9 protein-coding genes are annotated in these 12,214 nt (G+C 44.1%); 8 read left to right on the top strand and 1 reads right to left on the bottom strand.

Annotated features, from left to right (window positions below; all coding sequences use genetic code 11):
- The first annotated feature begins 2 nt into the window (after nt 1-2).
- Together CWC29_RS17550 and CWC29_RS17545 are read left to right on the top strand one after the other, a co-directional pair.
- A complete protein-coding gene (locus CWC29_RS17550; RefSeq protein ID WP_235956605.1) occupies nt 3-1,007 on the top strand; it encodes an ABC transporter substrate-binding protein in 1,005 nt (334 codons plus the stop codon).
- A gap of 41 nt (nt 1,008-1,048) precedes the next feature.
- Nucleotides 1,049-1,897: a CZB domain-containing protein gene (locus CWC29_RS17545; RefSeq protein ID WP_138524612.1), complete on the top strand. Its 849-nt coding sequence runs from the start codon at nt 1,049-1,051 to the stop codon at nt 1,895-1,897.
- A gap of 106 nt (nt 1,898-2,003) precedes the next feature.
- Here CWC29_RS17545 and typA read toward each other — a convergent pair whose 3' ends face one another.
- A complete protein-coding gene (gene typA / locus CWC29_RS17540; protein ID WP_138524610.1) occupies nt 2,004-3,824 on the bottom strand; it encodes a translational GTPase TypA in 1,821 nt (606 codons plus the stop codon).
- Between the two features lie 383 nt (nt 3,825-4,207).
- Here typA and CWC29_RS17535 point away from each other — a divergent pair, with 383 nt between their 5' ends.
- From CWC29_RS17535 to CWC29_RS17510, 6 genes are all read left to right on the top strand, one after another.
- Nucleotides 4,208-6,652 carry an ABC transporter permease gene (locus CWC29_RS17535; RefSeq protein WP_235956604.1) on the top strand — a complete coding sequence of 815 codons (2,445 nt, stop codon included), beginning with the start codon at nt 4,208-4,210 and terminating at the stop codon, nt 6,650-6,652.
- A 39-nt stretch (nt 6,653-6,691) separates the two neighbouring features.
- Nucleotides 6,692-8,044 carry a sigma-54-dependent transcriptional regulator gene (locus CWC29_RS17530; RefSeq protein ID WP_138524608.1) on the top strand — a complete coding sequence of 451 codons (1,353 nt, stop codon included), beginning with the start codon at nt 6,692-6,694 and terminating at the stop codon, nt 8,042-8,044.
- Entirely contained in the window at nt 8,031-9,326 is a 1,296-nt protein-coding gene (locus tag CWC29_RS17525) for a sensor histidine kinase (RefSeq protein WP_138524606.1), read from the top strand. Before CWC29_RS17530 ends, CWC29_RS17525 begins: the two co-directional genes overlap by 14 nt.
- Before the next feature lie 149 nt (nt 9,327-9,475).
- On the top strand, nt 9,476-10,726 hold the full coding sequence (locus CWC29_RS17520; protein WP_235956603.1) for an efflux RND transporter periplasmic adaptor subunit: 1,251 nt from the start codon (nt 9,476-9,478) through the stop codon (nt 10,724-10,726).
- Between the two features lie 23 nt (nt 10,727-10,749).
- Nucleotides 10,750-11,472 (top strand): ABC transporter ATP-binding protein, encoded by a 723-nt coding sequence (locus CWC29_RS17515; protein ID WP_128725642.1) that lies wholly within the window; start codon nt 10,750-10,752, stop codon nt 11,470-11,472.
- A gap of 26 nt (nt 11,473-11,498) precedes the next feature.
- Nucleotides 11,499-11,981, top strand: a complete 483-nt coding sequence (locus CWC29_RS17510; protein ID WP_235956602.1) for a hypothetical protein — start codon at nt 11,499-11,501, stop codon at nt 11,979-11,981.
- Nucleotides 11,982-12,214: the final 233 nt, after the last annotated feature.

Raw genomic sequence — 12,214 nt, 5'->3', positions numbered from 1 at the left:
GTATGTCCACCGCACTTTCTGGGCCTGCAAAAGAGATAGGTCAACAACTAAGGGCTGGTGCCGAGCTACATTTTAACTTTTATAACCAGCATAAAGCCGATAACGCCGCTGCAATTGAGTTGCAGGTGTTGGATGATGGCTATGAGCCACACAAAACCGTAACCAATGCTCGTAAGCTCGTTTATGAAAATAAAGTCGATGCATTATTTGGTGTTATGGGCACGCCCACATCTTATGCCATAAAGCCTATTTTGGAGCACTCTAAGGTCCCCTTTCTTATGCCATATACTGGCGCTGAGTTTCTTCAAGATCCTAATACTTTCAAAGTGTTTAACCTTCGCACTAGCTACAATAAAGAAGCACAAGATATCATCCGCTACTTTATCGATGAACAAAAACTACAGCGGGTGGGTTTACTCATTCAAGCCGATGAATTTGGTCTAACCGTAGAAAAGAGCCTCACCAGAGCGCTTTCTGAACGTGGATTAAAGCCCGTTGTGATAACACGTTTTAGGCGCAATACTGATGATATAGAGCGAGCCCTTGGACAAGCGCAGCGGCATCAAATAGAGGGCCTAGCTATGGTCGGCACCTACACGCCACTGTCCAAGTTTATTAATCGTGCCATAGAGGTTGGCCTTGAAACACAATACGCTACGGTTTCATTTGCCTCCTCCAATGAGCTGTTTGCCAGACTAAATGGCACGCCAAAGGTATTGGTCACCGAAGTGGTACCTGATCCTGCGGTTTGTAAAGGTAAGCTTTGTGACACTTTTCGCGAGGCAATTCGTAATACCACCCTGTCCCAAAATGAGCAGGTATTCGAAGGCTATCTCAATGCCTACTTATTAACGACTGCAATCCAGCAATGTGACCTGCCCATTGATAGTGACTGCCTACTAACCGCATTACAACAGGAGTTGGAGCATAACGCCGTTATTCAAGAGGTATTTATGCTCCAGCCAGCGCAAAAGAAATTGCCAGTTTACCGTTCCTTTTTCCAATAATGTTCTATGCTTAGTTGATACTGACCATATGCGAGGCTAACATGGATTTAATTAACTTTCGCGTCGGGAAAAAAACAATATCACTGCAAATCCTCGATATTCTATTAACTGAGCGCTACGAAGAAAACTTAACAGACCTACCTAATGACAACCCAAGCTTCCTTGGTGTTAAGGATTATATGGGAATACCCACTCCCATATTCGATTTAGGGATCATCCTCAATAAACGTTCTTCTTATGAGACTAACCAAGAACTTGTAGACATGCTTAAAAAGCGAGAAGAAGACCATAAAGAATGGCTACACGCTCTAGAAGCAAGTATTTTTAATGATGTTCCCTTCACTAAAGCTAAAGATCCTAAACAATGCGCCTTTGGTCAGTGGTTTTACGGCTTCAAAACTGAAAATGACGACCTAAAAGCGCTCCTAAAACGCTTCGAAGAACCACATGAAAAACTCCATTCATTAGCAGATAAACTGTTGATGATGTGCGCACAAGGGCAAAAACAACAGGCCATAGAAACGCTCGCTCGTGAAAAGAGCACCACCTTTAATAAGCTGATGCGACTTTTTGAATCCGCCCGTGACCAAATCATGCTCGACCATAAACCCATTATTGTTTTTACCACTCAAGATGGCCAAAGTCCGCATATCGGTTTGCTAGTCGACAAGGTCGAAGATAACGTTCACTGTGACGAAAGCGATATTAAATCACTGCAGGAAATGACCAGTATCGGTTTTGAGATAGATGCTCAAACCAAAAAGTTAATGAAAGGTTTGGTCAAGATGGGAAAACGCCACAGCGTATTGATTGACCCCAGTGCCATTTTCCGCCCTGAACATTTACAAAGCTATGAGCCCGAAGAAACGGAAGAATACGGTTTGTTTTAGGTTTGGAAAATGGAATACAAAAAAACGCCGCAATTTTTGCGGCGTTTTTTGTATTCTAAGTAACCTGCTTTCGAGATAAGTTGTTATCCCAAGTCCAGGTTAACTATTATTTAGCTTGGCGGCTAGCGCGTTTACGCTCGCTTTCAGTCAATAACTTCTTACGAATACGGATGCTTTCAGGTGTTACTTCTACAAGCTCGTCGTCATCGATGAACTCAAGCGCTTGCTCTAGTGACATAACAACAGGTGGCACAAGGTTTTGTGCTTCATCAGTACCAGATGCACGTACGTTGGTTAACTGCTTGCCTTTAAGCGCGTTTACCGTTAGGTCGTTATCACGGCTGTGAATACCAATAACCATACCTTCGTACACTTCAACACCGTGACCAATGAATAGGCGACCACGCTCTTGTAGGTTAAATAGTGCGTTTGTTAGCGCTTTACCTGCTGCATTCGCGATTAGTACACCATTCTTGCGCTGACCAATGTTACCGCCTTTGTGTGGACCGTAATGTGAGAACGTGTGGTACATCAAACCAGAACCAGATGTTAACGTCATAAATTCAGTTTGGAAACCAATTAGACCACGTGCAGGCATCATGAAGTCCATACGCACACGACCTTTGCCATCTGGAGACATGTCAGTCATTTCTGCTTTACGCAGACCAAGCTGCTCCATGATAGAACCTTGGTGCTCTTCTTGACAGTCAATGGTTACTGTTTCGTACGGCTCTTCTAGCTGACCATCAACTTCACGTAGGATTACTTCTGGACGAGATACTGCAATCTCGTAGCCTTCACGACGCATATTCTCAATCAGAATACCCAAGTGAAGTTCACCACGACCAGATACACGGAAGCTATCTGGGTTATCGGTTTCTTCAACACGTAGTGCAACGTTGTGCACAAGCTCAGCTTCTAGACGCTCAAGGATATTACGCGAGGTGACGTATTTACCTTCTTGGCCTGAGAATGGAGACGTGTTTACAGAGAAAGTCATTGTTACTGTTGGTTCATCAACAGATAACGGAGGCAATGCTTCAACATTGTTCTGGCAACAGATAGTGTCAGAAATTTTCAGTTCGCCAAGACCTGTGATTGCGATGATATCACCTGCAGTTGCTTGCTCAACCTCATGACGGTCAAGACCTAAGTAACCAAGTACTTGACCTACTTTACCGTTACGTGTTTTACCATCAGCACCGACGATAGTCACCTGTTGGTTAGGCTTAACTGAACCGCGTTTAATACGGCCAACACCGATAACACCTACGTATGAGTTGTAATCAAGCTGAGAAATTTGCATCTGGAACGGACCTTCAGGATCCGCGTTAGGCGCTTCAACTTCGTCTACGATAGCTTGGAACATTGGTTCCATATTGTCAGACGGCTCATCTAGGTCAAGTGTTGCCCAACCGTTGATTGCTGATGCGTAGATCACTTTAAAGTCTAGCTGTTCGTCAGTTGCACCTAAGTTATCGAATAGGTCAAAAACTTGGTCCATTACCCAATCAGGACGAGCACCCGGCTTGTCGATTTTGTTGATTACAACAATAGGCTTAAGACCCTGAGCAAACGCCTTTTGCGTTACGAAACGCGTTTGTGGCATCGGACCTTCTTGTGCATCAACTAGTAGTAATACTGAGTCAGCCATCGAAAGAACACGCTCTACTTCACCACCGAAGTCGGCGTGTCCCGGAGTATCTACGATATTGATACGGTAGTCGTTCCACTTGATTGCGGTATTTTTTGCAAGGATGGTGATACCACGCTCTCTTTCAAGATCGTTTGAATCCATCACTCGCTCTTCATTACCACCGCGCTGCTGTAGTGTACCTGATTGCTCAAGTAGCTTGTCTACAAGCGTTGTTTTACCGTGGTCTACGTGCGCGATAATCGCGATATTTCTTAACTTTTCGATGCTCATATTATTACTCAGTGAAGTTGGCCCTCAGTGATCCTAGTCGATCTACGCAAAAATGCGCGTTGAGATTGCCCGATTGAGAATTAAAGGTCGCGTATTATCTACTATTAATGTGACAGATGAAAGTTTATCCAACATTTTTTTCAATAATCCTGATCGGTCCGTGTATAAATCAACAACCTAGTCTGGCTTCTGTACGGTCTGATCGCAGCTATAGTCCATTTATGGTCTTTTATCGTCCGATTATGGACTGAACACTTGTAAATAAAAGACAAATATCATTAATATCAATAAGGTAAGTTTGGCATAGGCGTTGCTGCTCCCCTGTAGAGTAGAATAACTATCACAGCATACCGATACACAAGGTGCGTGGATTTGGAGTAAATATGGTAACGCATTCACTTAAAATGGCCTGGCAAAAACTTCGCAGCCATGTCAGTTACACCCTAACAATAATAATTACGCTCGCGCTGACACTCGGTGCGCTGGTAGCGATGTATAACCTAAACTATCAATTGCTCGCAGCTCCGCTTCCTTATCCAGATGCAGAGCGCTTGGTATTAATGCGTGGCGCGTTGGTAGATGACAATAATGAAGTGAAGCAAAGCAATTTTATTCCTCATGCTGGCAGCTTAGAGGCGTATGACAAGCAAGCACAATTTTCTGATATCGAAGTGATGGCCATTCAGAATATCAGTATTGATGTTGAACAAAGTTTACCGAGCAGCCCAACATTTAATACTGGCGCGATCACCCCCGAGTTTATGTCGATATTCAATGTACCACTGGCATTGGGACGGTACTTTTCAGTAGATGAAGGGATAGGTAGCCAACAACCTGTCGCGATCGTTTCACACCAAGTGTGGCAACGTTATTTCGGCGGAAATACAAACGTTCTAGACCAAACATTGGTATTTAAAGGGGTGAGCTTTAAAATTGTTGGCGTCACCGACGAGCGATTCATTGAGCCGGTATTATCCACACCTAACTGGCACACCGATGTATGGATCAGTTATGACTATAATGATTCTCCAACACCAACATGGCAAAGGAATAATATCCAGACATATCAATTGCTAAAGTTACATGATGTACAACATGCACGTCGCGCAAAGCTTTCTCTTGAAAACTGGCTGAATGAACAACTACAACAACAAACTGCTGGCGAGCAAACTTTCGCTAATAGTAAAGTACAACTTGAATTTGTACCGATGAAAACTCGTATTATTGGTGAAGCATCACAAGTGAGTATAATGATGCTACTCGGAAGCTCTGTATTACTATTAATCGCATTAAGTAATATTTGTAATTTAGTGCTTTCACGTGCCGCCGAGCAACAAAAAAGCTTTGCCGTTCAAGCCGCTTTAGGTGCCAAGCCTAATCATCTATTTTTCCACATTGCGATAGAATTAGGGCTGTTATTTATCAGCGCAGCAGCATTATCGCTTTTAATCGCTGAGGGGATCATAAGGCTACTAAAATCAGGGGTTGTCGGCCCGCTCGCTCGTTTGCAAGAGCTGCAACTCGAAGCGCATACTATTGCTTTCGCCTTTACTGTCAGTATCTTATTATGTTTGCTACTTTCTTGGATAGTAAGCCGTCAGCTTAACTACCGTCATATTATTCAACAGCTGCAAAGTAGTGGTAAAGGTACTGGCGTTCAGATTTCCGCGATGACCCGCACCTTATTAATCTCATTTCAATTATTTGTTTGCCTGTCACTGCTCACTATTTGTCTGGGGATATTCCAAACAAGCTGGCAAAACTTGCAACGTGATACGGGAATACGAGAACAAAATACCTATCAAGTAGCACTAAACTTAGGTACTTTGCTACAACAGATGAGCCGCGGGGAGCGCTCACAACTGCTTCTATCCGCCGTTGACTCGTTAGCAAAGTTACCGCAGGTAACCAAAGTAGGCATTGGCGGTTATCCCCCTTTTTCCTATTGGCTACCGGGCTTTTCAAATCGTCAAATGCAATTTGAACCTGGTATCGAAAAAAATTCGTTTGAATATCAAAGTACCACTGGTACTTGGCCATACTTTGACGCCTTTGGGGCAACACTTATCGACGGTAGGGCCTTTACTCATGAGGAAGCCATTAATAATGCGCCTGTTGTCATTGTCAATCAGACCCTAGCTACGCAATTACGCCAGCAAGGACAAGTATTGGGCGCTAAACTATACCCCCGAAATGGCCAACAAAGCGTTGAAGTAGTTGGTGTTGTCGAGGACATTTATCTTCCCAAACAACCTGATATTGCAAGGGTTTTCATCCCCTCAGTGCCAACTGGTTACCCCTTTGTGTTAATTGAAACTCACGCACATGCCACCATTAGTCGAGCAGAAATAAATCAGGCACTCACAGGTATCCACCCGCAAATGCGTGTCTATAACTTTCAGTCCACGACCATGCTTTTGGCTACGCACTTACAGCAAGCTCGTGTCATTAGTATGTTTACTTTGATGCTATCGATATTTGCACTTGCGCTTGCGGCACTTGGTATTTACGGTGTATGTAAGTACAGCGTGGCGTTACGTCGGTTTGAGTTAGGCGTGAGAATGTCAGTTGGTGCAACACCGATTGCCGTATTTAAACTGGTATTACGAGATAATTTGCGCCCTATTACTGCAGCGGCGTGCGCTTCTATCATAGTGTTATTGAGTATTTCAACACTTCAAGATACGCTTGTACCTATTACAATAGATAGTGCTGTCCATTGGCTAATTTCACTTGCCACTGTAATCACTTTAGTCACGGGTGTTACGCTACTATCTTCGAGAAATATTATTGCCCGCCCCGCATTACATGCACTTCGCGGAGAGTAATAGAATGATTAGGAAAATAATAAATCAAGGAAGCTTACTTTGAGTGCTAAACCACAAATATTGCTAATAGAAGACAACAGAGAAGTTAGATTAGCTGCGCGATTTGTATTGGAAGATTTAGGTCTAGCCGTCGAAGAAGTTGAAAATCCAGTGCAAGCACTCAGCTTTCTTGAACAACACCAGCCTAGCTTGATCCTACTCGATATGAACTTTGAGTTAGACTCTACATCGGGGCAAGAAGGACTCAGGTTTCTACGACAGCAACAGCAACTTGGCAATACCATCCCTATTGTGGCTATGACCGCATGGTCACATACTGAGCTTGTGGTCCAAGCCATGCAATTAGGCGCCGTAGACTTTCTAGAAAAACCATGGAAAAACCAGCGCTTTGAACAAGTTATTAGGGGCCAGTTACAGCTCAATAAGCTAAAAAATAAAAGCCAAGCTCTTCAGCATGCGCTCGCTGGAGATGCTAAACCTGTGTTATGGCGCAGCAAAGCCATGCAACACCTGATGACGCAATTAGAAGTCATGGCTCCCACGGATGCCAATATTCTGTTAACTGGAGAGAATGGAGTTGGCAAAAGCTTAATAGCCCAGTGGATACATCAACACTCGCAACGTGCAGCGCAGCCATTTATTTCCGTTAACATGGCAACCATCCCTGAGCAACTGTTTGAAAGTGAGCTTTTTGGCCATACCAAAGGCGCATTTACTGACGCCAAATCAGACCGTGCAGGACGGTTTAAATTAGCGGATCTTGGTACCTTATTTTTGGATGAAATCGGCACTCTTCCGCTTGCACAACAAAGTAAGTTGCTGCGAGTGCTAGAGTCTCGAGAATATGAAGCCGTCGGCTCAAGCGTCACTGAAGTCGCAGACGTGAGGCTCATTAGTGCAACGAATGCAAACTTAGAGCTGTTAATCGCTCAAGCTGAGTTTCGCCAAGATCTTTTCTACCGCATCAATACCTTCACAATCGAAATTCCCCCCTTGCGTACACGTCCTGAAGACATTGAATTATTAGCGGAACACTTTATCAAAACCCATGGTCAGCGGTATGGAAAAACACAATGCAGGCTTACACCCACAGCACTAAATCAGCTAAAACAGTACGATTGGCCGGGTAATACCAGAGAGCTTGGGCACTTGCTCGAACGCGCAGTGTTATTAACGCAAACGGGTGAAATCGGCCCCGAGCAATTACATATGAGCACGCCTTCACAACCAAGTGCGAACAAGCTCCCACTCATCACGTTGGAGCAAGCAGAACAACAACTGATTGCTCAGGCTTTGACTAATACGGCAGGAAACAAACAACAAGCTGCTGAATTACTAGGGATCACCAAGCAATCACTCTACCGACGCCTCGAAAAATATGCACTTATTTAAAGAACCCTTGGCGCGCTATTTCGTAGTTAAGTTTTTACTACTCATCGCCATTGAAATTGCGGGAGTTTGTGTCGTCAGTTGGCAAATGGGGATTAACATACCTATTTCCATGCCTCTACCCACCTTACTCTTAATCGCTGCCCTAGTCTTCTGCCAAGGTTTTTTGCTAAAGCAGCTTTATGATCGTTGTAAGCTATCGTTTGAGCGCTGTAGCTACCAAGCCGAAGCGTGGCTCAAGCGCGACTTTAGCCTAAAAGCCAAGCCGACATTTTCTTCGGGCGTTGTCGCCCAGCTGCACAATCAGCTGAATGCTATATCCGATATGCTACAAAATGAAAAAACCGACGACGATATGCAATCATTTCTCGTTGCTGAACTTATCAGTGTGTTAAATACCCCGATACTTATTTTCGACCAGCGTATGCAACTGTGCTTTGGCAATGACGCCTGCTTTCACCTATTTCAAAAGCCATGGCAAACCTTACGATATAGCCACCCAGAGGCAATAGGGTTAACTCCTTCTCCACAGTGGCATTTCATCGATATACAGAACAATAAACGCTGGCAAGTGAGGCACAGCACTTTTACTCAGCAAAGCCGGTCATATCATCTTGTTGTTTGTATCGATATTCAGCAAGCACTGCGCGATCAGGAGCTTCAAGCTTGGCAACGCTTGATCCGAGTAATTAGTCATGAAATAAGAAACTCCCTCACCCCGGTGTCTGCCATACTGGAACGCCTACAAACTCGCGCAAAAGACCCAAGGGATCACGAAGCCTTTAATATCGTACTTGAGCGGTGCTTCCATTTGCAGGATTTTATCCATAAATACAGCCAGCTCAACCAGCCAATAAAAGTAGAGATAAAACGTCTGTCGGGGTTAGAAGTGAGCAAAACCATTCAAGGCCTTTTCACCGATGTAGCGTGGCAAATTGAACTTTCTCCGGTCTACTTCCATGTTGACCCAACCCTATTTAATCAAGTGCTAATCAATATCATCAAGAACGCCATAGAAGCGAGCCCCGCGGGCTCTGTGCTTACACTGAAGCTGTATACCAAAGACAATATTGCTATCTTGGAGGTGCTTGATGAAGGTACCGGCGTTGCCAACCACGATAACTTATTTGTGCCATTTTACTCCACCAAACAAACGGGGGAAGGTATTGGCCTTTACCTTAGTCGCTATTTCGTCGAGCAAATGTCTGGTTCCATTAGCCTGAGCAATCGTCAGGATAAACAGGGAGCGGTTTGCCAACTCGCCTTTCCTGTGCCACTTAACTGACCCAATATACTCAGTCCAGTTTTTGAACTCTCACGTCCACAATCGGACCTTTCGGTAAAGCAAAAAAATTAAATACCAATAAAAACAATAGGATAAAATTTGGCATATCGTTTGCTCTTATTGGTTAACCGATTACAGTAAGGTAACTGATGATGGATGTAATAAAACAAAAACAAGCAAGGCCGCTACACAAAGTAGGGCTTATTGTCGCTATCCCCCTAGTGCTGATATTTGCTTGGCTTAGCCTTAAGCTATTCTCAACATCGGACGAGTTCAAGTTACCAAGACAAGCCATCATTGTTGGACAAGTTAAGCAAGGTGATTTAGATGTTAGCGTTGACGGCTATGGTGTGCTTCGCTCTAATAAACAAAAACTGATCACCACACAAGACCCAGCTACGGTCTATGAAATCTTAGTACGCCCCGGTGGTGAAGTTCAGCCTGACACCATCATTTTGAAGATGCAAGACCCTGATCTCTTACAGCAATTAGAAAGTGCTGAAATGGAGCTGAACCGTCAACAAGCAAACTTTCGCAGACAAAAGCTCGCAAACCAGCGCGAGTTATTAATGGAAGTCGCCACCCTTGCCGAACTTACCAGTGAGCATCAATCGTTAGTCATGCGCCGAGAAGCTCAGCAAACACTCAGAGACCAAGGTGTTGTTCCCGCCATTGATGTAAAAACCGCAGAGCTTGAAGAACAGCAGCTGTCAGAAAGAGTACAACTACAGCAAACACGTATAGAACAGCTAAAGCTATTACATTCAGAAGATTTAACCATCTCGCAAGAACTGATCAACCAAGCTCAGTCTCTTTTCGCCCGGTTAAAAGAAAGAGAAGCGAAACTAACAGTCCGAGCAGGTACAGAAGGTGTGTTGCAACGGCTCGCAGTTGAACTTGGACAAAGTGTTGTAGCCGGCCAAGAACTTGCTCAAGTTGGCAGTACCAACGACCTTCAAGCACTGGTTAGAGTATCTCAGTCTAAAGCAGAACAAATTCTGGTAGGTCAATTTGCTATGGTCAATACACGCCGCGAACAAGTCCCTGCAAAAGTCACAAGGATCAGCCCGCAAGTACAAGAGGGCACCATTGAAGTCGAGCTCACTTTTGTCAATGGCGTTCCAGATTCTGCGCGTCCTGAACTTAACGTAGATGCGCAAATTAGCACACATCAGTTGAAGAACGCACTGTATGTTGAGCGTCCAAGTAACACCCAATCACACAGCCAGCAAACGCTCTTTGTGTTAAACAATGACATCGCAACCCCTCAGTTAGTGTCATTTGGTATTGATGCAGGCAAATTTTTGCAAATTGAAAGCGGTGTCACCCCAAATCAGCAAATCATACTCTCTGATACAAGTACTTATAAAAACGCTAAACAAGTACGGATCATTCAATAATAAATCATCATTAGGATACGATTATGAAAGAAACTATTTTAACCATGTCAGGGATCACCAAAGTTTTTAGTACCGAAGAAATGGAAACTCACGCATTGCGTGGGATTGACTTGGAAATATATAAGGGCGATTTCGTGTCAATTTGTGGCCCTTCTGGATGCGGTAAATCTACCCTGCTGTCAATACTTGGCCTGTTAGACATGCCAACAGATGGTAGCTATAAAATTGAAGATCTTGAGGTTAGCCAATTAACTTTAGCGGCGGCTGCACATATTCGAAACGAAAAAATTGGCTTTATCTTTCAGTCATTTAACTTAATTGATGAGCTGACAGTATACGATAATATCGCGCTGCCATTACGTTATCGTAAAAACCCAATGAGCAATGCCGATATTGATCACGCAGTAATGAGCTGTCTGACAAAAGTAGATATGGCACACCGCGCAAAACATCGCCCAAACCAGCTTTCAGGTGGGCAACAGCAAAGGATTGCTATTGCCCGCGCACTCGTCGGTAACCCCGCATTACTGCTTGTTGACGAACCTACAGGTAACCTTGACTCAAAAAATGGTGATGCCGTTATGGACATGTTGAAAACGCTAAACCTAGAAGGGACGACATTATGTATGGTGACGCACGACCCTAGATATGCCGATATGGCGACACGCAAACTACACCTTCTAGATGGCAAAATACTAGCCCCTCAATCACACACTAACGCCAACGCAGTCGTTGACACGTTCTAGTCCATGATGGAAACGAGGAAAGTAATATGCTTGTCAAAGACATGAGTGCCAGTCTGTACTCTCTGAGTAAAGTAAAAGTATTTACCATCACGATTATCTCTACGCTAGCACTCACACTAGGTACGCTCGTGGCGATGTTTAATTTAAACTTTACTATTCTCTCTGCGCCGTTGCCTTACCCCAATGCAGAGCAGCTTTACGTTTCAAAAGCAGTGCACTATATCAAGGATAGGGTGGAGTTTGATGATTTCACTCCGATACCTATGCTGCTTGAGATCTATGAAAATGAAAAAACGCCGGAGTCGCAAACCGCCCTATTTGGCTATTCCGAAGAGGTGATTAGAAGTAAAGTTGAAACGCCACAAGTCAATACCACTTACATCACCCCTGAATTTATGCCGATGCTAGGATTTACTTTTCACTTAGGTCGTGGACCGAGCGCAGACGAAGGCCTTAATTCAATGCAGCCAGTCGCGGTATTGTCCTATCAAGCTTGGCAAAAATATTAGCCGCCAGCGGGGTTGTTACTAAGCCCGCATTATACTCGCTGAGAAGTAACTAGCTTCGATAAAATTAACTCCCTGAAGGCAGGGCGCCTCCCTCAAGGCGCCTTGCTTTTTTTATTAAAACACGACCCCTGATCCCAGCTATCGAATTAAATTAATTTTTGCTTTGTTGCGCTTCATAATCTATACCAATACTCCAAACACTTACTCGAAGATAAAGTGACTATCACAGGGAA

The sequence above is a fragment of the Pseudoalteromonas galatheae genome, from assembly GCF_005886105.2.
Classification (GTDB): domain Bacteria; phylum Pseudomonadota; class Gammaproteobacteria; order Enterobacterales; family Alteromonadaceae; genus Pseudoalteromonas; species Pseudoalteromonas galatheae.
The sequence above is the reverse complement of the archived record's forward strand: the minus strand, read 5'-3'. Positions and strand labels throughout refer to the sequence as shown.